The sequence below is a fragment of the Streptomyces sp. NPDC007896 genome (assembly GCF_042959425.1).
Classification (GTDB): domain Bacteria; phylum Actinomycetota; class Actinomycetes; order Streptomycetales; family Streptomycetaceae; genus Streptomyces.
In genome coordinates, this window is sequence record NZ_JBIBKX010000003.1 from 376,571 (window position 1) to 400,518 (window position 23,948).

At 69.0% G+C, this 23,948-nt stretch carries 17 protein-coding genes and 3 pseudogenes; 7 read left to right on the forward strand and 13 right to left on the reverse strand.

Annotated features, from left to right (window positions below):
• Window positions 1-36: 36 nt before the first annotated feature.
• Entirely contained in the window at window positions 37-495 is a 459-nt protein-coding gene (locus ACFZDJ_RS12965; RefSeq protein ID WP_067378616.1) for a cupin domain-containing protein, read from the reverse strand.
• A 124-nt stretch (window positions 496-619) separates the two neighbouring features.
• Here ACFZDJ_RS12965 and ACFZDJ_RS12970 point away from each other — a divergent pair, with 124 nt between their 5' ends.
• From ACFZDJ_RS12970 to ACFZDJ_RS12985, 4 genes and pseudogenes are all read left to right on the forward strand, one after another.
• Window positions 620-1,225, forward strand: a complete 606-nt coding sequence (locus tag ACFZDJ_RS12970; protein ID WP_390931242.1) for a TetR family transcriptional regulator — start codon at window positions 620-622, stop codon at window positions 1,223-1,225.
• A 275-nt stretch (window positions 1,226-1,500) separates the two neighbouring features.
• A pseudogene (locus ACFZDJ_RS12975) lies at window positions 1,501-1,683 on the forward strand (IS630 family transposase); the annotation flags it as partial.
• Between the two features lie 452 nt (window positions 1,684-2,135).
• Complete coding sequence (locus ACFZDJ_RS12980; RefSeq protein ID WP_391058393.1) at window positions 2,136-2,708, forward strand: DUF6529 family protein; 573 nt, start codon at window positions 2,136-2,138, stop codon at window positions 2,706-2,708.
• Window positions 2,708-2,893: a hypothetical protein gene (locus tag ACFZDJ_RS12985; protein WP_391059194.1), complete on the forward strand. Its 186-nt coding sequence runs from the start codon at window positions 2,708-2,710 to the stop codon at window positions 2,891-2,893. The genes ACFZDJ_RS12980 and ACFZDJ_RS12985 overlap by 1 nt, the downstream gene beginning before the upstream one ends.
• 118 nt (window positions 2,894-3,011) lie before the next feature.
• Here ACFZDJ_RS12985 and ACFZDJ_RS12990 read toward each other — a convergent pair whose 3' ends face one another.
• From ACFZDJ_RS12990 to ACFZDJ_RS13005, 4 genes and pseudogenes are all read right to left on the reverse strand, one after another.
• Entirely contained in the window at window positions 3,012-4,037 is a 1,026-nt protein-coding gene (locus tag ACFZDJ_RS12990) for a cytochrome P450 (RefSeq protein WP_391058395.1), read from the reverse strand.
• Window positions 4,038-5,236: 1,199 nt separating this feature from the next.
• Window positions 5,237-6,103 carry a TIM barrel protein gene (locus tag ACFZDJ_RS12995; RefSeq protein ID WP_391058397.1) on the reverse strand — a complete coding sequence of 289 codons (867 nt, stop codon included), beginning with the start codon at window positions 6,101-6,103 and terminating at the stop codon, window positions 5,237-5,239.
• The gene (locus ACFZDJ_RS13000; protein WP_391058400.1) at window positions 6,100-7,116 is read right to left on the reverse strand and encodes a Gfo/Idh/MocA family oxidoreductase; all 1,017 of its coding nucleotides are present in this window, start codon (window positions 7,114-7,116) and stop codon (window positions 6,100-6,102) included. The genes ACFZDJ_RS12995 and ACFZDJ_RS13000 overlap by 4 nt, the downstream gene beginning before the upstream one ends.
• A 22-nt stretch (window positions 7,117-7,138) precedes the next feature.
• Window positions 7,139-8,290 (reverse strand): annotated as a pseudogene (locus ACFZDJ_RS13005) (sugar porter family MFS transporter); the annotation flags it as partial.
• Here ACFZDJ_RS13005 and ACFZDJ_RS13010 point away from each other — a divergent pair.
• Window positions 8,290-8,697 (forward strand): annotated as a pseudogene (locus ACFZDJ_RS13010) (helix-turn-helix domain-containing protein); the annotation flags it as partial. The pseudogenes ACFZDJ_RS13005 and ACFZDJ_RS13010 overlap by 1 nt on opposite strands.
• Before the next feature lie 41 nt (window positions 8,698-8,738).
• On the opposite strand, the gene ACFZDJ_RS13015 reads toward ACFZDJ_RS13010, so the two are convergent.
• The 5 genes from ACFZDJ_RS13015 to ACFZDJ_RS13035 all read right to left on the reverse strand — a co-directional run bounded on the left by ACFZDJ_RS13015 (window position 8,739) and on the right by ACFZDJ_RS13035 (window position 15,761).
• Window positions 8,739-10,544: a family 43 glycosylhydrolase gene (locus ACFZDJ_RS13015; RefSeq protein ID WP_391058403.1), complete on the reverse strand. Its 1,806-nt coding sequence runs from the start codon at window positions 10,542-10,544 to the stop codon at window positions 8,739-8,741.
• Window positions 10,545-10,644: 100 nt separating this feature from the next.
• Window positions 10,645-11,460 (reverse strand): ATP-binding cassette domain-containing protein, encoded by an 816-nt coding sequence (locus tag ACFZDJ_RS13020; protein ID WP_391058407.1) that lies wholly within the window; start codon window positions 11,458-11,460, stop codon window positions 10,645-10,647.
• Entirely contained in the window at window positions 11,457-13,217 is a 1,761-nt protein-coding gene (locus tag ACFZDJ_RS13025; protein ID WP_391058409.1) for an ATP-binding cassette domain-containing protein, read from the reverse strand. Before ACFZDJ_RS13025 ends, ACFZDJ_RS13020 begins: the two co-directional genes overlap by 4 nt.
• Window positions 13,214-14,158 carry an ABC transporter permease subunit gene (locus tag ACFZDJ_RS13030; protein WP_391058412.1) on the reverse strand — a complete coding sequence of 315 codons (945 nt, stop codon included), beginning with the start codon at window positions 14,156-14,158 and terminating at the stop codon, window positions 13,214-13,216. The genes ACFZDJ_RS13025 and ACFZDJ_RS13030 overlap by 4 nt, the downstream gene beginning before the upstream one ends.
• Window positions 14,159-14,168: 10 nt before the next feature.
• Window positions 14,169-15,761, reverse strand: coding sequence for an ABC transporter substrate-binding protein (locus ACFZDJ_RS13035; RefSeq protein ID WP_391058415.1), 1,593 nt, complete (start codon window positions 15,759-15,761; stop codon window positions 14,169-14,171).
• Window positions 15,762-16,180: 419 nt separating this feature from the next.
• On the opposite strand from ACFZDJ_RS13035, the gene ACFZDJ_RS13040 reads away from it, so the two are divergent.
• Together ACFZDJ_RS13040 and ACFZDJ_RS13045 are read left to right on the forward strand one after the other, a co-directional pair.
• A complete protein-coding gene (locus ACFZDJ_RS13040; protein WP_391058419.1) occupies window positions 16,181-16,798 on the forward strand; it encodes a TetR family transcriptional regulator in 618 nt (205 codons plus the stop codon).
• Entirely contained in the window at window positions 16,795-17,592 is a 798-nt protein-coding gene (locus ACFZDJ_RS13045) for a TIM barrel protein (protein ID WP_391058422.1), read from the forward strand. The genes ACFZDJ_RS13040 and ACFZDJ_RS13045 overlap by 4 nt, the downstream gene beginning before the upstream one ends.
• A gap of 132 nt (window positions 17,593-17,724) precedes the next feature.
• On the opposite strand, the gene ACFZDJ_RS13050 is transcribed toward ACFZDJ_RS13045, so the two are convergent.
• The 3 genes from ACFZDJ_RS13050 to uidA all read right to left on the reverse strand — a co-directional run bounded on the left by ACFZDJ_RS13050 (window position 17,725) and on the right by uidA (window position 23,917).
• On the reverse strand, window positions 17,725-20,391 hold the full coding sequence (locus ACFZDJ_RS13050) for a family 78 glycoside hydrolase catalytic domain (protein ID WP_391058425.1): 2,667 nt from the start codon (window positions 20,389-20,391) through the stop codon (window positions 17,725-17,727).
• A 63-nt stretch (window positions 20,392-20,454) separates the two neighbouring features.
• On the reverse strand, window positions 20,455-21,690 hold the full coding sequence (locus ACFZDJ_RS13055; RefSeq protein WP_391058428.1) for an MFS transporter: 1,236 nt from the start codon (window positions 21,688-21,690) through the stop codon (window positions 20,455-20,457).
• Between the two features lie 415 nt (window positions 21,691-22,105).
• Window positions 22,106-23,917 carry a beta-glucuronidase gene (gene uidA, locus ACFZDJ_RS13060; protein WP_391058431.1) on the reverse strand — a complete coding sequence of 604 codons (1,812 nt, stop codon included), beginning with the start codon at window positions 23,915-23,917 and terminating at the stop codon, window positions 22,106-22,108.
• Window positions 23,918-23,948: the final 31 nt, after the last annotated feature.

Here is a 23,948-nt window from a genome sequence, read left to right on the forward strand (position 1 = left end):
CGTCGAGAGGGAAGTCGAGAGGGAAGTGGGTTGCCGTCAGGCGAAATCGGTCGCGGGGACGGTGGCGTAGCGGCTCATCACCGCGACGGTCGACTCCGGGGTCAGCTCCTGGCCGCCCGCGATCATGTTCCGCAGGTCGCGGAAGTACTGCACGTACAGGTCGGGCGTGAAGGTGTTGAGCATCACCGCGGGCGTGTCGCCGAGGTTGGCGAAGGTGTGCGGGGCGCCGGGCGGGATCATGGCGAGCGTGCCGGCCGGGGCCACATGGGTCGTCTCCCCGATGGTGAAGTGCACGGTGCCGGAGACGACGTAGAAGCCCTCGTCGTGCTGGGCGTGGCGGTGCTGCGGCGGGCCCTGGGTGTGCGGGGCGATCGTGATCTCTCCGATTCCGAGGCGGTGCCCGGTGGTGCTCCCGTCCTCGAGGATGCGCATCTGTGTGGGGCCCAGCTGAATCGTCTCGCCGTCGTCCGGGCCGACCACGGAAACCGTGCTCATTGCTTCTCCTTCGTGAGAGCTGACTCTCATGAGAGTAGAGAAGTCGGCTGGCATAATGCAAGTCGACTCTCACAACGAGTGGTGACTGCTAAAATGCGGGTGAGTCAACAGGAGGAGTCCCACCATGACGGCGCAGGCGGGCACCGGCCGCACCAACCAGAAGCAGCGCACGCGGTCGGCGATCGTGGCGGCCGCCCGGGATCTCACCGGCACGGGCGCCGAGGTGACCATGCCCGCGATCGCCCGCGCGGCCCTGGTCTCCGAGGCCACCGCCTATCGGTACTTCCCTGACCTGGCGTCGCTGATCAGTGAGGCCCTGGCCGGCGTCTGGCCGCCCCCCGCCGAGGCGCTCGCGCCGGTCGCGGACTCCGCCGACCCCGTCGAACGCGTCGCCTTCGCCTGCGAGTTCCTCCTTCGCGGCATCCTCGCCCGGCAGGGCTCGGTACGCGCGATGATCGCCGCCACCATCACCCGGCCCGAGACGGTGACCACGCGACCGGGCATTCGCTTCGGACTCATCGACCATGCGCTCCTCCCCTTGGAGGACACGCTCGGCGCGACGGACCCGGACGCGTTCGCCCAGCTCAAGCGGGACCTCGCGGTGGTCGTGAGCGCCGAGTCGCTCTTCACCCTCACCGATCTGTGCGGGCTCGACCCCGACGAGGCCATCACCAGCGCCGTACGGACCGCCACCACCTTGACCGAGGCCGCGGTACGCGCGATCGCGTAGTGCCTGGGTCGGGGTTCCCGACGAGGCTGCCGACGCTGGAGTTCCCTGGTGGGTGAGGCATGCGGAGGGGGGCGGGCTGACCGCGGCGGGACGTCAGCGCCGGGAAGCGGTACGGATGCAGTCGGCCGAGCTGTTCGAGCAGCAGATCAAGCCACCGGAGGTCCCACGGTGCCTGCGGGTGAGCCGGAAATCGCCCTGTCAGTGGCACCAGCTGTGGCGGGACGGCGGAGTTCAGGCCCTGGCCTCCCGTGGCCCGAGCGGATCAAAGTGCAGGCGTGGGCACACCCCCGGTCGTGACGGTGAGCGGGCGGCGCTCGGGGCGGCTGTCGGTCGCCGGGCTGATCGCCATGCGGCCCCGGTCCCGCACCCGGCTGTGCCACCGCCTGCGCACCCATCCCGCGGGCAAGGACAAGCGCCGCAGCATGGGTGAGCGCGACTTCATCGCTCCGATCGACGGCTTCATCGCCGGAACCGGCCTGGCCCTCGACGACTCGACGTCACCCTGACGAGCCGAAGTCGGGTAAACGGGGATCCCACCAGTGGAGCAGCGACTGCCCGGGCGGACCAGTTGGAGTGGACAGGACCCGAGCACCCGGGGCCAACTGGGAGAAGAGGTCCGCCGGGGTCGTTTCCCGCGGCTGCCTGGATGCGTCGCCCGACACCATGGAGCGCTCATGAAAGGAATGGCCGCGGCGACAGTGCCGGCGGTTTCCGCCATGCCGCTTGCTGCTGCATGCGGCTGTCCCAGCCGGACGATCTCGTCCGCCTGCGCCAGGCCCACCTCTGGAGCGCTGTCGGCGGGCATCCCCGTACACATCGGCTCGGCCGCACCCGGCAGCGCGTCCGGCGCCACAGTGGTACGTCGTAAACGCATCCGGCAGCAAGGTCGAACCCGATTGATGGGGGACTGATGACCGGGCACACGGGCGCGCGCATGCGGCGTCCCACACGAGCGGTGGCGGGCTTTTTGGCTGCTTTGCTGCCGGTCGCGGTCGCGGTGGGGGTGTATGCGTTCGGCCGCACGCACACACCCGACTACACCAGCGGCCTGTTCGGGCAGCACGGCGTCGGCGTCTACGAACTCAAGGCGCGCTTGGGCAGCGCTCTGATGGCACTCGCGATCGTCCAACTGCTGCTCGGGCTGTGGATGTACCGACGCCTACCGGGAGCGGGGGCCGCGCCGCACCGGGTGCACCCCACACACCGGCTCATCGGCCTCCTTGCCTTTCTGCTCTCGCTGCCCATCTCCTACCACTGCATCACCGCCTACGGAGTTGATTTCGCGAGCAGCCGAGCAGCGGTGCACTCCATTACGGGCTGCGTCCTGTACGGCGCGTTCGTCGCCAAGGTGCTGGTGGTACACAGCCGCCGACTGCCCGGTTGGGCGCTTCCGGCCGCCGGCGGCGTCCTGGTCGCCGCCATCGCACTGATGTGGTACACAGCCGCCTTGTGGTTCTTCACCGGCTCCGCCCCCGGCTTCTGATGAACCGGCAGCTCACGGTGCAGGAGTTCCGTCACAGGCTCGCCCGGGACGTCTGTCACGGCAGGCGCGGGCAGATCATGCAGGCGTACCGCGACGTGTTCCTCGCAGGTCGGCACCGCGACCTCGCCATGATGGGCATGCCCGCCAACGAGTTCGACCAGCGACACGCGATGGGCGAACCATGAGCGGGTCATCCAAGCGTGTGCGGAACGGCACGCGAACTTGGTCAACGTTCGCTGTTCGCGGTGGAGGCGGCCTGTCGTTGAAGGTGCAGGCGGCCTGTCACTGAAAGCAGGACTGCCCTCAGCTGCGCAAGGTGGCACGCAGGCGCAGGCCGACAGTTGTCAGACCTTCGAAGGTGGTGACCTGGTGACTGGGTTCCGGTCCGGGCGGCTCGCTCAAGTGGTAGCGCCAGGCGGTCTGGGCAGTCAGGAGCGTCAGCATCGCCATGGCCAGAGCGGCTCCCTCGCAGCCGTGCGGCCCGGTACCGAAGGAGAGGAAGACCCCGGGTTTCGCCCGCGAGCACGAATCATCGAGCCAGCGCTCGGGTTGGAACTGGTCCGGCTCGGGGTGTTCCCGTGCGTCGCGGTGGGCGGTGTAGGGGCAGACGAGAACGGTGGACCCGGCGTCGATGGTGTAGCCGGCGAGCTGAGTCTGTCGCGTGGCGCGCCGGGTCAGTAGCCAGCTCGGGGGGTGCAGTCGGAGCACCTCGCGCACCAGTGCCTGGGTGTATTGCAGGCGGTCGAGGTGGGTGCTGGTCGTGGCGGCCGGGTCCGCGGGCAGCAAGGCGGCTTCGGCCGCGACGCGGTCCGCTGCCTGGGGATACCGGGCCAGGTGGAGCAGGATCCATCCGGCTGCCCGGGAAGGTGTCTCGAAGGTGGCGACGGTGATTCCGGGGAGGGTGTCGAGGATGGCCTCTTCCGGCAGTAGGCCGTAGCGGGGGGAGGGCCGGAGCATCTGTCCCAGCATGTCGTCACCGAGCCGCCCCGATGAACGACGCCGGCGGACGATGGGCCGCAAGGCGTCGGTGAAGGCGACTTGCTGCCGTGTGCGGAACCGCCGTGCCGGTGTGGGCATCCAGCGCGGCCATACCCAGCGCGAGGGGCGTACGAGCACCTCCCGGGCCAGGAAGAGCCGTGAGGCATAGGGCAGCAGGGTGGGAGCGTCTTCGGAGAAGAGGTAGTGCACGCCGATCTCCGCCAGGGCGTGCCGGACCGGGGGCAGAATTTCGACGTCCTGGCCCGTGGGCCACTGGTCGGCAAATCGAGCGGCACTGGGCGCAATCTCACCGATCCGGGTTGCAACCGCCTGCGGGCGCAGTCCGCGCATGCGAGCGGCGTGAGCACGCGCACGCTCCTCAGGCGTCGGTGCTCCGCTCGACCGCCGCTTCAACGGCGGGAAGAGAGGCGAGGGTGCCTTGGGGAAGTCCTGCGCGTGGCGCAGGACTGCTTCACACGGCCCGGCCGTAGCGGCTACGTAGACACCCGAGTCCAGTTGCCAGACGTCCCCGCACTCGTCAGCGCCACGGCGCGCCACTGCCAGCCGGTCGCGGCTCCAGGCCGCGAAGCTGGTTTCGGGCAACCGCGGCGGCTCATTCATTCGGCCCATGAGATCGTCCCTGACGCTGGTGCCTGTCCAGGCCGATACCGTCGGCAGCTTGGCCGGGAGCCGACGGGTGCCCGGGGGCGCCCGTCGGCAGTGCGGTCAGACCCGGTCGTCCCCGGCGTACCCGTCCCATTCGTGTTCCCCATACGCACCGTAGTGGCGGGTGAAGGACAGTTTGCCGAGCAACTTGGCGATCATGATGCACTCCTCTCGCCTGTCTGAGACCTCCCAGCCGAGGGTTCAGCCGAGAAGTTCCCGGCAGCACCAAATGCCGCACATGCCATATTGTCACATATGCCACATATGTCACACACTTGCTCGCCGGAACCTTCGGCAACGGGCACGGCAGCCACAGAGCGTGTGCTTCAGCCCGACGCCGGTCGATCCGTGCAGGGTCTTGACCGGCTCGCTGTGTCTTCAGCCGGCGCAGCAGGGAGAGCTTGGCGACGTCCGCGGTGACTGGTGAAGGTGCCGCCTGAGGCTGTTCCTACCCTTCACGAGCACCCCTCTTACCTTTGAAGAGCACGCCCTTGCGCTGGGGACGCCCCTACGACCTGCGCCACGTCGGCATCTTTCGCATCCCTGCTCAGGTGTGCGCCGAAAAAGGCGCCTGACGGGCATCTGCCCTGTTCAGGCGCCCTTTTTCGTGTCTAGAAGAAGCCCAGCTTCTTCGGCGAGTAGGACACCAGGAGGTTCTTGGTCTGCTGGTGGTACACGAGTCCAACTGCTCCTGAGCTGCAGAAATGAGTGAGGTTGTCTGGCTGAGAGCGAAGTTGGTCCGTTCCTGGTCCGGATCTTGGTGGGCGAGGACCTTCGTCCAGAGCCGGAGAACCTGCGCTTCAGTGCGTCGGAAGTCCCCGGCATCGGGACTGTCTCCGTGGGTGCGGGGGTGGCCCTTGGTGGATCATTGGTCCGATGGTCGGTTACACGGTGAGTTCCTTGGTGATGCGGTCGAGCATGAAGGTGGAGGACTCGTGGGCGCGTTCCTCCCAGGCGAAGACGCAGGCGGTGGCCACGCCGTCGAAGCCGAGTTCGCGGAAGGTGCCGAAGAAGGCGTTCCAGTCGACTTTGCCCTGGTCGATGTCGAGGTGTTGGTGGATGCGGGCGGTGGTGCCGGGTGGGTTGAGGATGTAGCGCAGGCCGCTGGAGCCCTTGTGGTTGAAGGAGTCGGCGATGTGTACGTGTTGGAGCTTGTCGCCGGCGTAGCGCATCATCGCGGCGATGTCAGCGGTCGGGTCGGCGCCGGAGAGGTGGAAGGAGTGCGGGGCGCAGTAGAGGTAGTTCACCCAGGGTTTGTTGATGGCGCGGACGAAGTCGACGGCGGGGGTGTTCTCTTCGCAGAAGTCGTCCGGGTGGGCCTCCAGGTTGAGGGCGATGCCCTCGCGCTCGAAGACCGGGAGGAGTTCCTCCAGTGAGCGCCAGAAGGCGGCCTCGCTCTCGGCGGCGCGTTCGGGACGGCCGTTGAACTCCGAGTTCATCAGGGGGCATTCGAGGTCGGCGGTGATCTCGATTATCCGCTTCCAGTAGCGGACGGCGGTCTGTCGCTCGGTCTCGTCCGGGGAGGACCACTTGTACAGCGGGAGCACGGAGGACAGCTTCACCCCGTGTGTGCGCAGGGAGTTCTTCAGCTCGGCCACGCGGTCGTCGTCGGCGCGTGGGTGCAGGAAGAACGGCATGAAGTCGTCGCGGGGCGACAACTCGGTGTAGTCGTAGCCGAGTTCGGCGACCGTGCGCACCATCTCGTGGATGGGCAGGGCGCGGAACATGTAGGGGTCGAGGGCGATCTTCACGCGGCACCTCCGTAGAAGGCGGGTCGGGGCTTGAGGTCGGTGGCGACGACAGTGCCTGTTTCCAGGGCTTCGACGGTCGCGGCGGTGATGACGGTGGCGGCGTAGCCGTCCCAGGCGGAAGGTCCGGTCGGCTCGTCGCCGGCCGCGAGGCCCGCGATCCACTCGCGGAACTCGGTGTCGAAGGCGTCCTTGAAGCGGCCCACCCAGTCCGTGAGGACCTCGGTGCTGTGCTGACCGGCTGTGCGGACGCCGACCGCGGCCGGGTCGGGCAGCCGGACGAGCCCCTCCTCGCCGACCGCCTCGCACTGGATGTCGTAGCCGTACTGGCAGTTGACGAAGACCTCCAGGTCGATGCGGACGCCCTTGGCGGTCTCGAAGAGCATGATCTGCGGGTCCTTGAGGTGGGCGAACCGCTTGCTCGTGGCGCGCGGGGTGATCACCTGGGTGGAGACGATCTCGTCGTCGAGCAGCCAGCGCAGTACGTCCACCTCGTGCACGGCCGTGTCCAGGGCGGCCATGTCGGAGGTGTACGACTCCGGGACGGTCGGGTTGCGGTGTGCGCAGTGCACGATCAGCGGTGTGCCGATCCGGCCCGAGTCGATGACGTCCTTCAACTGCCGGTATCCGGTGTCGTAGCGGCGCATGAAGCCGACCTGGACCAGGCGGCGGCCGTGCGCCTGCTCGGTCTCGACGATCCTCAAGCAGTCCTCGGCGGTGGTGGCCAGTGGCTTCTCGCAGAAGACCGGCTTGCCGGCGGCGATCGCGTTCAGGACGTGTTCGGCGTGGGTGGGTCCCCACGACGTCACGAGTACGGCGTCGACGTCGTCGGCCGCGACCACGGCTGCGCCGTCGGGCAGTACCCGGGCGCCGACCGGCGCTGCGGCCTCCTCGGCGCGGGCGGGGTCGATGTCGGTGACCGCGGTGACCTGAGCGCCGGTGACGGTGTGGGTGAGTCGGTGGATGTGTTCTTTGCCGATCCAGCCGGCGCCGATGACGCCGATACGTACGGTCATGGTCGTATTCCTTGAGGTGAGGTCAGGAGAAGCGCGCCCGGAGTTCGGCTTCGAGGGTTTCGAGGGTGCGGCCCTTGGTCTCGGGGACGTAGAGCTTGACGAAGGTGAGCGAGAAGGCGCCCGCCACCACGAAGAGGAAGAAGGTGTTGGAGATCCCGATCGCGGAGACAAGCGTCGGGAAGACCAGGCCGATGGCGAAGTTGGTCAGCCACAGCACCACGGCCGCGACACCCATGCCGAATCCGCGCATCCGCATCGGGAAGATCTCCGAGAGCATCAGCCAGGTCACCGGCGAGATCGCGCCCTGCTGGAAGGCGAGGAAGGTGACCGTCATGGCGAGCACGGCGAACGCCCGGCCATCACCCGAGGGCAGCAGCAGGGAGAAAACGCCGATCAGCAACAGGGCTGCTGTCGTGCCGATCTGACCGGTCATCAGCATCGGGCGGCGATTGACGCGGCCCAGCAGCCAGATGCCGACGAAGGTGGCCAGTACGGAGATGATGCCGTTGGCGATGTTCGCGGTCAGGGCGCTGTCGGCGGTGAAGCCGGCGTCGGTGAGGATCTGGGTGCCGTAGTACATGATCGTGTTGACGCCGGTGATCTGCTGCACGATCGCGATGCCGAAGCCGACGAACATCAGCCTGCGCAGCCACGGGGTGGACTTCATGTCCTGCCAACCGCCGAGCTTTTGCTGGTCCTCCCTGACCGCGAGCGCGGAGACTTCGGCGAGTTCGGCCTCGGCCCGCTGCTGGGACCGGACCTGCTTGAGCACGTCGAGGGCCTCGTTGAAGCGGGTCTTGGAAGCGAGCCAGCGTGGGCTCTCCGGCATGACCAGCATGCCGAACCAGAGCACGACGGCCGGGATCGTGGCCAGCACGAGCATGTAGCGCCACACCCCGCCCGACTCAGCGCCGACCCGCGCGATGACCGCGTTGGAGGTGAACGCGAGCAACTGCCCGCTGACGATCATGAGTTCGTTGCGCGTGACGAGCGCCCCGCGCCGCTCGGCGGGCGAGATCTCGGCGAGGTAGACCGGCACGGTCACCGACGCGCCGCCGACCGCGAGCCCGAGCACGAAGCGGGCCACCACCATGACGGCGGTGTTCGGCGCGAGCGTGCAGCCGAGTGCGCCGACGAAGAACACCACGGCGAGGACGAGGATCGTACGGCGCCGTGCCCCGCCCCGGCGCACACACCGACCCCCACGCAGGCGGCGAGGTATACGCCCGCTTCCACGCCGAACTGGAACGCTCCTACGCCATCACCCGGCGCGCCGAGGACTACGCCGACCGCCTGGGCCACACCGTCAAGACCCTCACCCGCGCCTGCCAGGCCGCCACCGGCCAGTCCGTCAAACAGGTCATCGACGCCCGCGTCGCCCTCCAGGCCCAGCGCCTCCTCGCCCACACCGACGAGCCCATCGCCTCCATCGCCCGCCGCCTCGGCTTCTCCGAACCCACCGACTTCGGCAAGTTCTTCACCCGCCACACCGGCAGCACCCCCGGCGACTTCCGCCGCGCCCAGCAGAGTAGGACCACGCCCGCGCCCACGGGCGCCGCACTGCCGGGCAAAGGCAACTGAGGCAAGGCACAGCCGGCCACCGTTGATGTTGTTGCAGGTCGTTAGGCGTCGTCGTGGTCCGTAGCGCGTTCGGCCCATGCCGCGGGTACCGGTTCGCCGGAGGTGACGCCTGCTTCGCCGAACGCGTCGACGGCCACCCAGTACTCCGCTCCCGCGTTGAGGGAACGCAGGTCGAGGGCCGTGCGCTCGTACATCAGCCAGCTGTGGTAGAGCTTTCGCGGGTGACGGCCGTAGCGGATGTTGTAGCCGACGGTTCCGGGGGCGGAGTCCCACTCGATCCTTGCGGTGCGGTCGTCCACGCGGGTGGCCCGCGCGCGAACCGGAGGCGGGGCGTCGCCGTCGCCGGTCCCGAAGACCCGCACCCCGCTGACCGCGAAGACGCCGTCGAACGGCAGCCGGCCGCTCGTCACGCGGACGAACCGGGTCCGCCACGGCGCGTCCAGGACGATGTACGCGTGGGGAGCGTCGAGGTCCGTCCCGCGGGAATCGCGTACGACGATCCACTCCTGCCCGTCCCGCGAGGTCTCGACCACGATCTCCGCCGGCTGGTGGCTCGGGAAGATGGCTCGCGAGGAATGACCCATGTCCACTCCGTCGGGAGCGTACGGCGTGCCGTCGGCCAGCTCGTGATCGGCCAGATTGATCTGCAGGGCGTGGACGGTCCTGCCCGCGCCCAGGTCGAGGGTCAGGGACTCGCCCGGCTCCCGGTTCGCGGCGGCCCACCAGGTGCGGACGTCCTCGTCGACGGCCGATGCGGGATCGTGGCCGGGAGCCGAGGACGAGGCGACGGCGTCCGCCTTGTAGGAGAGCAGCATCCAGGCGGGGGGCGTCCACGGATCGAACGGGCCGTCGGGGACCGTCATCGGGTAGTCGGCGAAGTTCTGGTTGCAGAACAGCACACCGTCGTCGTCGAAGCCGGCCGGGAAGATCCCGACGCGGCGCTCGAACACGTCGTTCACCGAGATACGCATGGTCGCCGCGTGCCACCAGTTTCCGTGCCGGTCCTGGAACGTGCTGCCGTGTCCCGCGCCGGTGATGAATCCGCCCGGCTTGGACGAGAACGGACTGTCGGGGGAGTAGGTGAAGGGCCCCAGGGGTGAGGTGGCCGTGCAGTACCCGTCGGCATAGGTGTTGAACTGCGTGCCGGGCGCCGAGTACTGCAGGTAGTACGTACCGTCGCGCTCGGTCATCCACGCGCCCTCGATGTAGGGGGTGGTGCCGACGACCTGACCGAGCAGTTTCTCCCGCTCGGTCTGCGGCGGTACGACGACGTGGTCCTCGCCGGGTTGCTCCCAGCCGTGGGCGAGGACATCGGAGGTGATCAGAGGCGAAGGCTCGCCGACCGGACTGAAGGTGTCCGAGAGCCGGACCCCGTAGAGGGGTGTCTTGTTGTCACACCCCCAGTAGAGGTAAACGGAGTGGTCGGTGTCCTGGAACAGGTTCGGGTCCCAGAAGGGAAAAGTGCCCGGCGTGACCTCGACGAAGTCGTCGGACAGAGGGTCGACGCTCCGGAAGAAGGGGCAGTTGTCCTCCTTGCGGGACGCGCTGATGTGGAGCGCGCCGTCGATCTCCCGGACGTCCGGCGCGTAGTCGAGGGCCGGCAGCTTGGACGTCGCCCGGTACTCCCACCGCACGAGGTCCGCCGAGTGCCAGAACCCCGCGGACATCGAGACGAACATGTAGAAGCGGTCCCGGTAGAGCACGATCGACGGATCCGCGGCCTCCCGGTGCACGCTGCGTCGTGGCTCGCCGAGCTTGATGCCTCGGACCGTGCCGGAGAACCGAATGTCCTGATAGCGGTAGGAGATGTCGAGCGGATTGCAGAAGGTGCGTTCTGAAGAGGTCACTTGAGGGTTTCCGATCAACGGGTTCCGAGGTCTTCGGCTCCGGCTGGACGACAGCTCGCGGTCGCGGGTGAAGACGCCTTCGCGGTGGTGCGACCGCACGTCACAGGCGTTGTCGTGCCTCGCGTCGGCGGCGTTGTTCTGCCGGGTCTGCGACTGGCGCTGCGAGCAACAGCCTTTGCGTGTAGGGGTGTTCGGGTGCCGCGGTGACAGTGCCCGCGGGTCCGGTCTCGACGAACTCGCCGCGGTGGATCACACTCACGCGGTGGCTGACGTGCCGGATGACCGCGAGGTCGTGCGAGATGAACAAGTAGGCGACGCCGGTGCGCCGCTGGATGTCGACGAGGAGGTCGAGGACACGGGCCTGGGTGGTGAGATCGAGTGCGGACACGGGTTCGTCGCAGACGATGAGCCGTGGGGCCGGCGCGAGGGCGCGGGCGATGGCGACGCGTTGCCGCTGGCCGCCGCTGAATTCCCGCGGCAGCCGCTGCGACGCGTCCTTGGGCAGTCCCACCTGGTCGAGCAGTTCCGAGACCCGGTGGCGGGCCTCACCGGGCGCGGTGCCCTGTACGACCAGTGGTTCGCTGAGGATGTCGCCGATGGTGAGGGCCGGGTTGAGGGAGGAGTAGGGGTCCTGGAAGACGACCTGGATGTCCCGGGCCAGGGCGCGGCGCTGTTTGCGGCCGGCGTGGGTGATGTCGTTGCCCTGGAAACGGACCGCGCCGGCGCTGGGCGGGACGAGGCCGAGTACGGACCGGCCGATGGTGGTCTTGCCGGACCCCGACTCGCCGACGACGCCCAGGGTCTCGCCCTGTCCCACGGTGAGGGACACGCCGTGGAGCACTTCGTGGGGGCGGGCCCGGAAGCCCCGCCCGGGGTAGGTGATGCGCAGGTCGCTCACCTCCAGCAGTGTGGTCATCGGGTCTCCGTTTCGAGCGCGCCCGCGGGGATGCCCGGCGGGTCGGTGCGCAGCGTGGTGTCGTCGAGGATCGAGTCCAGGAGCTTGCGTGTGTACGGGTGCTCGGGCGCGGCGAACAACTCGTCCGTCGGGCCGGTCTCGACCACGGTTCCCTCCCGCATGACGGACACACGGCCGCAGATGTCCGCGACCACGCCGAAGTTGTGGGTCACGAGCAGGACCGCCATGTTCAGGTCCTTCTGCAGGTCGCGCAACAGGTCGAGGATCTCCGCCTGGACGGTGACGTCGAGGGCGGTGGTCGGTTCGTCGGCGATCAGCAGCAGGGGTTTGCCGGCGACGGCGCCCGCGATGAGGACGCGTTGTGCCATGCCGCCGGAGATCTGGTGCGGGTAGGAGCGGAAGGTGCGCTCGGGGTCGGGGATGCCGACCCTGCCCAGCAGTGCGAGCACCTGCTCGCAGGCTTCGCCGCGCGCCATCGGTGTCGCCGCGCGTATGCCCTCGACGAGCTGGGCGCCCACCGTGGAGGACGGGTCCAGGTTGGACATCGGCTCCTGGGGGACGTAGGCGATGGACGTTCCCCGCACCGCCCGCAGTTCGCGCTCGCTGAGGCCGAGCAGCTCGCGGCCGTCGAGCCGGATCGAACCGCGCGTGACGACGGCCTCCGAGGGCAGCACTCCGAGCGCGGCGAACGCGGTCTGTGTCTTGCCGGACCCGGACTCGCCGACCAGGCCCAAGGTCTCTCCGGCGGCGACACTCAGGGTGACACCGCTGACGACCTCCTTCAGTTCGCCGGTCGGTGTCGGGTAGGCGATCGCCAGATCCTCGACGGTGAGAAGCGCGGACACGGCGTGCTCGGCGGTCGGCGGCGGCTGGTACGCGGTGGCCGTGACGATCCGGGACGGCTTCGGACGCCCGCCTTCCAGGGCGTCCCGCAGTGCGTTGCCGAGGAGCACGAGTGAGGCGGTGATGATTCCGAGTACGAGGCTGGGCCAGAGGAACTGCAGCGGCTCCTCGTACAGGTTGGTGAAGCCGTCGGAGATCATCGCGCCGAAGCTCGGCACCGTACTGGAGCCCACGCCGAGGAAGGCGAGGCCCGACTGGACCGCGATGGACGACCCGGCGAGGAACGCGGTGGCGATGATCACCGGTCCGCGCACCACGGTGAACACGTGCCGGCGCATGATGCGACGGTCGGGGAGGCCCGAGACCCGGGCGGCATCCACGAACAGTTCGTTCTTCACGCCGAGGACGAGGTTGCGTACGAGGCGGTAGATGCTGGGGGAGAGCAGTACCCCGAAGATCAGCATGGTGGCCTTGTAGTCGCCCTTGGTCACCGGCATCAGGACGATGAGCAGGAGCAGCCCGGGGAACGTCATGATCAGGCTGAACAGCCACTCGGTGGCCCCGCGCACGCGGCGCCCGAAGTAACCGCCGATCAGCCCGGACGTGATCCCGATCGCCAGGGCGATGCTCGCGCCGATGAGCGCCGACACCGTGCTCGTGTTGATGGAGAAGAGGAGCCTGGCGTAGGTGTCGCGACCGTTCTTGTCCCCGCCGAGCAGGTAACCGTGGTCGCCCGGGCCGGCGTTGACCGCGTCCAGGTTCGTCTGGTTGGCACCGTGGTCGGTGAGGACGGGGGCGAGCAGGCCGAGCAGGACGACGACGATGAGCAGTCCCGCGCTGACGACGGCCTGAGGGTCGGCGAGCAGGCGACGCAGGGTCGACCTGCGGCGCGGCTCCGCACTCGTTGTGCTCAACTGACCGTCCTCGCCTTCGGATTGAGCCAGCCGCCCAGGAGGTCGACGACGAGGTTGACGGCCACGACGAGCAGCACGCCGAACAGGCTGATGCCCATGATGATCGGCACGTCGCCCTGGAGGGAGGCGTTGAACGCGTACTGACCGAAGCCGGGCAGGGCGAAGATCTGCTCGATGATCAGCGCACCGCCGAGCATCTGGATGAACTCCAGGGACAGCACCGTCAGGGCCGGTCCCGCGGCGTTGCGCAGGGCGTGCCGCAGCACGATGGAGCGGGTGGGGATGCCCCGGGTGCGCAGGGTGCGCACATAGTCCTTGCGCAGTTCGCCGATCATGGCGCCGCGGATCTGTGAGGTCAGGCTTGCGACCCCGCCCATCATCAGGGCGACCACGGGGATGGCGATCGAACCGGCCCAGCGGGCCGGGCTCTCGCTGAAGTCCGTGTAGCCGGTGGCCGGGAACACACGCAGCTTGATGGCGAACACGTAGACCAGCGCGATGGCGACCAGCAGGCTCGGGACGAGGTAGCCGATCATCGCGGCGCCCTGCGCGAACCGGTCGACGGCGCCGCCGCGCGCGGCGGCGGCCACACCGAGGGCGACGCTGACGACCGAGGTGGCGAGCAGCGCGACGACGACGATCGACAGGGTGACGCCGAGCCGGGCGGTGATGGCGGAGCGGACCGGTTCGCTGGTGAAGTACGAGGCGCCGAGGTCACCGCGGACGGCGTGCGAGAGCCAGTCCGCGTACTGGACCGCGACGGGCCGGTCGAGGCCCATCTGGACCTTCTGGGCGGCGATCTGCTGAGGCGTGGCGCCGTTGCCGAGGACGCTGCTCGCCACGTCGTCGAAGGACGTGCTGAGCAACAGGTAGGTGATCAGGGTCACCAGGACCGCGAGCACGAGGCCCGCGGTCAGGCGACGCAGCACGAAGACCGTCATGGGCGGCTGCTCACCTTCCGGACTGCTGCGACGATCCGGCCTCGCCGAACTGCCGGATGGTGGCCATCGTGGAGGTGCCGTCGCCGAGGTAGGTGATGCCCTTCTTGGTGGCCCAGTCGGTGCCGATGTAGAAGACGGGTGCCAGCCAGGCGTTCTCGACGCCGAACTCGTTGATCTCCCGGTAGATCCCTGCGGCCTTCGCCGGGTCGAGTTCGCCCGAGGCCTGGCCGAGGAGCTTGGTCAGCTTCGGGTCGGTGGAGTGGAAGACGTTGCGGAAACCGGTCGGGGTGTAGAAGCTGCGGGTCATGATCGGGTCGGAGGCGAGACCCTCCACGAGCAGGAACATCGGGTACTTGCCCGAGGCCACGGCAGTGGTGGTCTGTTGCGCGGGCACCGGCTCCCAGGTCACCTTGACGCCGATGTCCGCGAGTGCCTGCGTGAAGATCGGCTCGAAACTCTTGGTGAAGACGAGGCTCGGCATCGTGACCGAGAAGCCCTTGGGGTAGCCCGCCTCGGTGAGCAGCTTCTTGGCGCCGGCGACGTCATAGGGGTACTTGGCGTTGAGCGTCTCGTCGTAGGCCTTCCCCTTCGGGTTGAAGAGCTGGTCGGTGGCCTTGCCGGAGCCGCGCAGGATCTGTGTGACGATCTTCTGCCGGTCGAAGGCCATGTTGATCGCCTTGCGGACGCGCAGGTCGCCGAGCGGCTTCAACTTGCTGCCCGCGCGGTCGCCGAGGACGAGGTAGGCGCCCGCGGTCGCCTGCACATGCGTGATCTGGAAGCCCGCCGCCTTGATCGTGGAGACCTGCGAGGGGTCGAGGGTGCCGGCGTTGGTCTCGCCCGCCTTGAGAGCGTTGGCCGCCGCGGTGGGGTCGGTGATCACGCGGATCTTGACCGTCTTGAAGGGGTACGCCTTGTTGTTCCAGTAGTCGTCGCGCCGGTTGAGGACGTACACCGAGCCGTTGACCGTGGCCTTCGTGTCGAGGGTGTACGGGCCGGAGCCGACCGGGTTCAGGGTGGCGGACTTGGCCGCCATCGTCTTCGGGTCGCCGATCACGCCGGGGGCCGTGGACAGCGAGGCGAGCAGTGTGGCGTCCGGCTGCTTGAGCCTGATGACGACCGTCGAGGCGTCGGGGGTCTCGACCGAGGAGACCGAGGCCAGGGACAGCTGGCTCTGGCCGGGCGTCGAGCGGATCCGGTCCAAGGTGGCCCTGACCGCGTTCGCGTCCACCGGGTCCCCGGAACTGAACTTCATGCCCTGGCGGATCTTCAGCGTCAGGGCGCGGCCGTCCTTGGAGTACGACCAGCTCTGCGCGGCGCCGGGGTGGAGCTCGCCCTTGTTGTCCTGGAGCACGAGGGTGTCGAAGATCGAGTCCCAGACGTAGGTCGACTGGCCCTCGATGAGCTGGGCGGGGTCGAACGAGTTGGGGGTGCTGAGGATGGACATCGCCAGGGTCGTGCCGGTGCCGGAACCCGACGTGGCGGGGGCGCTGTCGCACGCCGCCGTGGTCGCCGCCAGCACGGCTGTGGCGGCGACGGCGGCCAGGGTCTGTGAGCGCTGCCGCGGCCGTGGCGTGGGCCGGGAATGTGAGAAGCCGATGCGCATGGGTGGATTCCTTCGTCCTGGAACCTGGAGAGCCGAGGCCTTCGTCGGCGTGTCTGTGCGGACATGCACGGGTGGACGCGTGGGCCGACGCACGGGTGGGGCGTGCGGCGCAGCCCTGAGCGAGACAGGCGTGCGGTGGTGGGCGGGGTCCTGGCGGCGGTTGCGGATCCGCCGGTGCGTCCCGTCACTCGAACAGTTACCACGTGGTCGAATTTCATTCGGAAGGTAAGCCCCCGGCGGGACGTGCGGGAAGGGTGGAGGCCGCGTTCGTAACCAGAGCGTTATCTGGCGTGAAATCGTCGCGTCCCGCCTCTTGCGCTCCCCGTGATCGCGACTCAGAATCCGGTCAGGCTGTGAAAATTAAAGCTTTGGAAGGTTTTCGGAGTCGTGAGACGGGACCCGGGAAGAGGAAGCGCACTGTGACCCAGGCGAGGGCTCGCGGCCCATACACCAAGACTCGCGTCAGGCGGGCGGAGATCGTCCGGGCGGCGCGTGAGAGCTTCGCGGAACACGGGTTCACGATGGCCTCGCTGCGGGACATCGCCGAACGGGCCGGCATCACTCACGCCGGACTGCTGCACCACTTCCGCAACAAGGACGACCTGCTCGCCGCCGTGCTCGCCGAACGCGACACCGAGGAGCGGCGGTACGCCGAGTCGAGGGTCCCGGACATGGATCACCTGACGCCATACCTCGGCGACCTGCTGCGCCACCACCAGAAGTCGCCCGAGCTGATACGCCTGTGGATCGAGCTCGCGGTGGCCGCCTCACGTCCCGAGCATCCCGCGCACGGCTACTTCGTGCATCGCTACACATGGGGAAGCGATCAGTTCGCGCGAGGCATGCGCGGCAAGGCACAGCGCGGTGAACTGCACGAGGCGCTCACCCCCGAACACGCTGCCACCCTGCTGCAGGCCATGCTCAACGGCCTGCAGCTGCAATGGCTCCTCGACCAGGATCTCGACATCGTCGGACCGGTCCGGGCCTTTATGCGCATGACCTTCCCGCAGGCCGTGCAACCGGAGGACGAAGAATGAGAACAGGCACCCTCGCCGTCCAGCTGTACAGCGTGATCGACGCGTTGCAGGCCGACCGTCCCGGCACGTTCGCGCGCCTCGCCGCACTCGGCTTCCGCCATGTGGAGCCGTTCGCGCTGGGTCTGTGGAACACGCACCCCGACGAACTGGCCGCTTCCGCACGTGCGTTGCGCGCGGACCTGGACGAGGCCGGCCTCGGTGTCTGTTCCGTGCACATCGCCGTCTCGGCCGACAGCCAGGCATCCGCGATCGAGACCTGCCGCATCCTCGGCACGGACACCGCGTTCGTGCCGATTCCGTGGCTCGTCGACGGCTTCGACGAGCGGGCCCTGGAGACCCACGACGGCGTACGTGCCTTTGCCGACCGTCTCAACGCGGCGGCGCGGGAGCTGGCCGGGGCGGGGATCCGGTTCGGCTATCACAACCACCACTTCGAATGGGTGCGGCTGCCGGACGGTGCCCGCGCCTTCGACGTGCTGTGGGAGCTGCTCGACCCCGAGATCCTCGCCGAGGTCGACGTCTACTGGGCCGCCGTGGCCGGCCAGGACCCGGCCGAGGTCCTGGAGCGCCTCGGAGAACGCGCCGTGGCGGCCCACCTCAAGGACGGCCCCGCCAAACCCGAAGCACCGCAGACGCCCATCGGCACCGGTGACGTCGACATTCCGGCCGCGTTGCGCGCGGGAACCCATCTGCGCTGGCACATCACGGAGATCGACCGGACCGAAGCCGACCGTTTCGAACTCCTGGCCGCCAACCGGCAAGCGCTCCTGGAGGGTGGCTTGACCACGCCCTGACACCCGGTCAGGAGCCGTTGTCCTCCGAGGACAGGAGGCGGCCGTCGCATCGGCGCGGCGGGTCTTACGCGTCCTGCGCCGGTCGGCGCGAAACGCCCGCGGTGGCACCGTCGACGGCCACCTGCGGTCGTCTCAACCCGCCTTCCCCACGCGGCGGGTGGCGCTGAACGTGCCGGGAGTGAGGTGTTCCACGGTGGTGCCGTCGGGGAAGACGACGCGTGCGGTGGTGGCCGGTGGGAGGTCGACCGTGACGGTGAGTTCGTCGCCGTCCGTCCGCCACTCGACGGCGATCGTGCCCTGCGGGGACTCGTGCGTGCCGCGGGCCCAGGGCACGCAGGGGTGTGGGACGGGCGCGACCTCGAAGGACTCCCAGGCGATCGACCCGGACGTCTGACGCAGGCCCAGGGTGTGGGTGTGCAGGAAGCGGATCACCGCACCTTTGCTGTAGTGGTTGAGGGAGTCGTGGGCGGTGCCGGTGTCGTCGACGCCCTCCCAGTCCTCCCAGACCGTGGTCGCGCCGCGGTCGAGCATGTACAGCCAGGACGGTGCGGTGCGCTGGAGGAGCAACTCGTAGGCGACGTCTGCGTGTCCGGTGTCGGCGAGGACGGGGAGCAGGTCACCGGTCGCGAGAAAGCCGGTGCCGAGGTGGGTGCCGGCCGCGCGGATCAGCTCGACGAGGCGTGCGGCGGCGGCCTGGCGCAGTGCGCCGGGTACGAGTCCCAGGGACAGCGCGCGCACATAGCCGGCCTGGGTGTCGCCGGTGGTACGTCCGTCTGCGGAGAGGAACTCGGTCCGCCAGGCGTCGCGGACCCGCTCGGCGATCACGGCGTAGCGGTCCGCGTCCTCGGCGCGGTCCAGCACCCGTGCTGCGCGGGCCAGGGTCGCCGTCGAGCGGTACAGGAAGGCCGTGCCGATCTCGCCCTTGTCGGACAGGAACCAGGCGACGGGATCGTCCTTGACCGGGTCGACACGGGTGCCGTCGGCAGCCTTCGCTCTGGGCTCGGTCCATTCGCCCCAGTGGAAGGAGCCGTCCCACACGTACTGTTCGTGCGCGAGAGGCTCGGGCGACCGTTCGACACGGCTGGGGTGGCGGGCGGTGCGGGCGGTCGTGAGCGCCCACTCCACCCAGCGGACCATCGCCTCCCAGTTCTCGGCGAGGACCTCCCGGTCGCCGTACGACTCGTACAGCTCCCACGGGACGGCGACGACGGCGTCTCCCCAGCCGGCCGAGCCCGTCATCATGGCGAACTGGTCGTCGAGGTGGTGTTTGATACGGCGTCCGTCGGGCGAGAAGTTGGCGATCCGCCCGTCGGGCAGCTGGTCGTCGCGGACCGAGCGCAGCCACTTGCGGCTGAAGCCCAGGACGTCGTAGAGACGGGTGGCGGTGGGTGCGAAGATCTGGAAGTCGCCGGTCCACGCGAGACGTTCGCGGGTCGGGCAGTCGGTGGGCACGTCGACGGCGTTGCCGCGAAAACTCCACTCGGCGATCTCGTGGAGGCGGTTGAGATCGTCGTGGCCGCACGCGAAGGTGCCGGTGCGGCGCAGGTCGGAGTGGACGACCCGCATGACGAGACTCGCGGAGGAGAGCGGAGCGCCCTCGCGGCACACGCGCGCGTACCGGAAACCATGCACGGTGTGGCGCGGTTCGAAGGTCTCACCACCCCCGGCGGAGACAGCCTCGTCGCGCTGGACGAAGGGGATCGGCGACTGTCCGGGGCGCGCGGAGTCCAGATGGGCGGTCGTCAGGTCGCCGTCGGGGCCGAGATGCTCGCCGTAGTCGACGACCGTGCGGGTGCCGGCCGGGCCGAGATCGCCGAGGGCGATCCAACCGGAGGCGTTCTGGCCGAAGTCGGCGATCCAGATGCCGTCCGTGAGCTGTTCGACGGAGCGTGCGGGGCGCGACTCGACCACGCGTACCGGCGGCGCCGGCGACCAGTCGACCGGGGGTGCCTGCACCTGGTCGACGAGGACGGGCCGCCCGGCCCCGGGCCGCAGGCGGAAGTCAGTGGTCTGCCCGTCCATGAGGTCGGCCCGGACGATGACCGAGTTCGCGCTCGTCCAGGTCCCGTCGGTGCGGACGACCTGACGTGCGTCGTCCTCGTAGACGATGTGCAGTTCGGCCCGCGCGCCGGGCAGTGTGCCCCAGCCGGCCGGGAGGCGGAAGGCACCCACCTGTCCCCGGTACCAGCCGTCGGACAGCACGATCTCGATCCGGTTGCCGTCGCCTTGCCGCAGTGCGTCCGCCACGTCCGACGCCTGGGCGTGGAGAGTTCGGTCGTACGACGTCGCACCGGGTGAGAGTTCGGCGGTGCCGGCCCGTTCGCCGTTGACGTACGCCTCGTACACCCCGAGGGCCGTTGCGTACAGCCGCGCCGAGCGCACTCCGGCCCGTGCCTCGAAACGGGTCGACAGGACGTGGGCGGGCCGTCTGCCGTATCCAGGATCGTCGGACGCGGCCGGGCTGATCCAGTGTGCCCGCCAGTCGGCGGCGAGCAGACCGGACTCGAAGGCGTGCCACCGTGACCAGGGGGAGTCGCCGTCGGTGCCCAGCGCCCGGACCCGCCACGCCACCCGCCGCCCGCTGTCCAGCGCCGCCCACGGCCAGGGGGCGAACCGGTGTCCGCCCGCAGCGGTGGTCACGGTCGGCCGCGGCTCGCCGTCGACGGTGCACTCGACCTCGTACGCCACCGGGCGCACCGCGTCGGACGGCGGTTTCCACGAGAGCCGGGGCGTGGGTCCCGAAACGGGGAAGGCGTCCCCGCCGCTGTCGATGCCCAGGTCGTACGGTGCGTTGCGCATGCTGTGCCTTCTCGGAACTCGGTGGAATGTGAGGCTTGTCGGGAGGCTGGCCGGGAGGAGGCGCTACCGGACCGACTTGATCTTGAGCTTGACGATGAGGCCACCGACCAGTGCCAGGACCGCGCCGAGCAGGAAGAGCTGGGTGTAGTTCTTCTCGCCGCCGTCGCCGACGCCGAGGGTGACGATGAGCGGGGCGATGAGCGGGGCGACGGCGCTGGGGACCTTCTGCGCGAAGCCGATGACCGCCAGGTAGCGGCCTGCCTCGGCCCGGTCCGGCAGGACGGCGAAAACGATCGCCTGGTCGACGGCGCTGAACACCGCGATGCCGAACTGCATCAGCACCGCGCCGACGACCAGCTGGGGCAGTGAGTGGGCGAACGCCTCGGTGACGGCCCCGGCGACGAACACCGTGGAGCCGATCAGGGCGAACAGCTTGCGCCTGCCGAGCTTGTCGGAGAGGAAGCCGCCCCCGATGGCGCCGCCCGCCGCGGCCACCACGCCGATGGTCCCGATGACCGCCACGATCCCGGCGACCTCCTTGACCGGCAGGTCGAGCCGCTGCGCGTAGAAGAAGGTGCCGAAGGTGGTGCTGAAGTACAGGCCCATGAAGAAGACGAAACGGCCGAGCCAGTTCCAGCCGAAGTCCGGGTACCTGCGCGGGCTGAAGCCGTAACTGGCGACCATGCTCCGCGGGGTCACGCCGCCGGTGCGCACGAGCGCGCGGGAGTCGCCCTCAGGGTTGAACACCGGGAACAGCACCACCAGGACGGCGCCGAGGGCGCCCGGGACCAGGAACACCAGGAACGTGCTGGAGGCCACCCCGTAGGCGAGACCGATGCCGATCACCGGGGCGATCTGGGTCATGACGCTGGTCAGCGCCGAGACCCGGCCGCGCTGCTGCTCGGGTACCCGATCCGCCTGAACGCTCTGAACGGCCTGACCAGTTGTCGACCAGCCGACCATGCCGACCGCCCACGCCAGGCCCAGCAGAAGGACGGACGGAGCGAGGGCGACCCCGACGAGCGCGACGGTGCCGAGCAGAGTGCCGCCGATCATGAAGGGGGTCCGGCGGCCGAGTCGGGACCGGGTCCGGTCGCTCCAGAGACCGATCAGCGGGCTGAGTGCCAGGTAGACGAACTGTGCGGACCCAGTGACGTAACCGAGCTGTTCCTCGTGCCCGGGGGCGAGGTCCGAGATCCGCACGGCCAGCGAGTAGGAGAGGGGAACCATCAGGGCCAGGGAGCCGCCGAAGCTGGCGATCATCAGCCAGAGCAGGTAGCTCCTGCCGACCTCCTGCATCGGCGGTGACTCTGTCGCGGGAACGGCGGGTGGCTGGGCGGGACTCCTGTCCGCCTTCTGCGGTGACGCTGTCGGACGGGGTACGACTGCCCTGGCGTCCCGGTCATCGTGAGGCATCAGGACTCCTTTGTCGCATGAGCGTGTGAGATCGCGAGATGTCGGTGTGTTGTGGGGACGGCGGTGCCGGGACCTGTTGTGGGGGGAGGAGAACCGGCTGCTGCGAGGTCGCCGATCAAGTGGATGGGGGTGCCGTGGTGTCCGCCGCGACCCCGGCAGTCCCCCATGGCGCCCGTCAGGGTGCGCCGGCGGGGGACTGCCCGGGCCGCGGCGGACACCACGGGTCCGGTGCGGGTCCGGCATCACTTCGATGCCGCGGAACGTAAGGAGGAGAGCGGGGGCCGGAGTGCCTTCGGCGTCAGTCGGCGCGGGTGGCGCCGGGCTTGCGGCCGTCCAGCCCGTGCCAGCGACCGCGCAGGGCGAACGCGGCGGACTTTGGTTTGCGTTCGCGGGTGAACACACCCTTTTTGTTGCCGTCGACGCGGTGGATGCCGTGGCTGGTCTGGAAGTCGGCGAAGTTCCACACGTGCTCGCCGACGAACTCGGGTATGCGGTCGAAGACCCGGTGGTACATGGCGAGGAAGTCGTTCTGGTACTCCTCGCTCCACGGAGCGTCCCAGACGGAGTGCAGGCCGGGCTGGGTGTCGGCGCCGTACTCGGACATCATGACCGGTTTGCCGAAGCGCTGGACCCACCCGCGCAGGTCCAGCTCCAGGTACCTCTCGGCGGTCGCGAGGTCGCCCGTGAAGATGTACCAGCCGTAGTACCGGTTGATGCTCAGGACGTCGAAGAGGTCGCCGATCTGGTCGTTCTGCGGTGTCGCGAACATGACGGCGGCGTAGGTGAGGGGGCGGGTCGGGTCGAGTTTGCGGGCCAGTTCGACCAACGGCTCGAAGTACTCGCGTGCGCCGTCCTCGTTGGACGCGGGCTCGTTGGCGAGGCACCACATCACCACGCTCGGGTGGTTCTTGTCCCGCTCGATCAACTCCCGCAGATGCTGGGCGTGTACGTCCTTCGTGGGCCCACCGAAGTTCTCCGGGGCGAAGGTGGGGGTCGGCGGAATGCCGGTGAGACCGCCCTGGACTCCCAGGTTGAGGCCGACAGCGGCGGTCTCGTCGATGACGACGATGCCGTGACGGTCGGCGAAATCGAGCACCTCCTCGGCGTAGGGGTAGTGGGAGGTGCGGAAGGAGTTGGCGCCGGTCCAGTCCATGAGCTGGAAGTCGTGGACGAGGTAGGCGTCGTCGTGGCCCTTCCCTCGTACGGGAGTGTCCTCGTGCTTGCCGAAGCCGGTGAAGTAGAACGGCTCGCCGTTGATGAGGAACTCGGTGCCTCGCACCTCGACGGTACGGACGCCGAAGGACTGGGTGTAGCTGTCCGCGGTCACGCCGTCGACTTCCGGCTCCACCACGAGGCTGTAGAGATAGGCCGCGCCCGGCTGCCAGAGGGTGACGTCCGCGATGTACAGGACGCCCTCGGCGCCGTGTCCCTCGGCCACGGTCCGGCCGGCTTCGTCGACCGCGCGCACCCGCACAGCAGCCGTGTCGGCATGGGCGCCGGCGATCTGGACCCGGTAGCCGACGGTGCCGGTCGTGCCGTCCCGCCCGGTGACGACGGTGACATCGTCGACGAAGGTCTTCGGCGTGCTGTACAGGCGGACCGGGCGTGCGATGCCCGCGTAGTTGTAGAAGTCGTGCAGATACGACTGCCGTTCGCGACCGTCGGGGCCGGTCGAGACGGTGCCGGGCGGGATGGTCACATTCGTCAGCCGGTTGTCGACGCCGACCGTCAGCCGGAACTCGTCGCCGGGTTCGACAACGCCGGTGAGGTCCGCCTCGAACGGTGTGTAGCCGCCGGTGTGCTCGGCCACGAGCCGCTCGTCCACGTAGACCTGCGCGGCATGGGTCACGGAACCGAAGCGCAGGATCACGCGTTCGTCGGTCCAGCCGCGCGGCACACGTACGTCACGCTGGTACCAGACGACTCCGACATGGTCACGGATCTCCGGGTCCACGAACAGGTCGTTGTAGCTGGCGGGCACCGGGACTTCGAGGGGTGGGACGAGCCGCGAGGCCCAGGGGGCGACGCCGGCCCGGGTATCGAGAGCGAACCGCCACAGGCCGTCCAGGCCGACGACATCGCGGGTGGGGGTGGTACGGGGCGACAGCATGAGGTTCCTACCGGGTGTTCGGGGTGGTCGT

Bases quoted from the DNA above. Each gene is read 5' to 3' on its own strand.
- ACFZDJ_RS12980 (WP_391058393.1), top strand. From the start codon at position 2,136: ATGACCGGGCACACGGGCGCGCGCATGCGGCGTCCCACACGAGCGGTG.
- uidA (WP_391058431.1), bottom strand. From the start codon at position 23,917: ATGCTGTCGCCCCGTACCACCCCCACCCGCGATGTCGTCGGCCTGGAC.
- ACFZDJ_RS13035 (WP_391058415.1), bottom strand. From the start codon at position 15,761: ATGCGCATCGGCTTCTCACATTCCCGGCCCACGCCACGGCCGCGGCAG.
- ACFZDJ_RS13045 (WP_391058422.1), top strand. From the start codon at position 16,795: ATGAGAACAGGCACCCTCGCCGTCCAGCTGTACAGCGTGATCGACGCG.
- ACFZDJ_RS13050 (WP_391058425.1), bottom strand. From the start codon at position 20,391: ATGCGCAACGCACCGTACGACCTGGGCATCGACAGCGGCGGGGACGCC.
- ACFZDJ_RS12970 (WP_390931242.1), top strand. From the start codon at position 620: ATGACGGCGCAGGCGGGCACCGGCCGCACCAACCAGAAGCAGCGCACG.
- ACFZDJ_RS13030 (WP_391058412.1), bottom strand. From the start codon at position 14,158: ATGACGGTCTTCGTGCTGCGTCGCCTGACCGCGGGCCTCGTGCTCGCG.
- ACFZDJ_RS13055 (WP_391058428.1), bottom strand. From the start codon at position 21,690: ATGCAGGAGGTCGGCAGGAGCTACCTGCTCTGGCTGATGATCGCCAGC.
- ACFZDJ_RS13000 (WP_391058400.1), bottom strand. From the start codon at position 7,116: ATGACCGTACGTATCGGCGTCATCGGCGCCGGCTGGATCGGCAAAGAA.
- ACFZDJ_RS13020 (WP_391058407.1), bottom strand. From the start codon at position 11,460: ATGACCACACTGCTGGAGGTGAGCGACCTGCGCATCACCTACCCCGGG.
- ACFZDJ_RS12985 (WP_391059194.1), top strand. From the start codon at position 2,708: ATGAACCGGCAGCTCACGGTGCAGGAGTTCCGTCACAGGCTCGCCCGG.
- ACFZDJ_RS12990 (WP_391058395.1), bottom strand. From the start codon at position 4,037: ATGCGCGGACTGCGCCCGCAGGCGGTTGCAACCCGGATCGGTGAGATT.
- ACFZDJ_RS12965 (WP_067378616.1), bottom strand. From the start codon at position 495: ATGAGCACGGTTTCCGTGGTCGGCCCGGACGACGGCGAGACGATTCAG.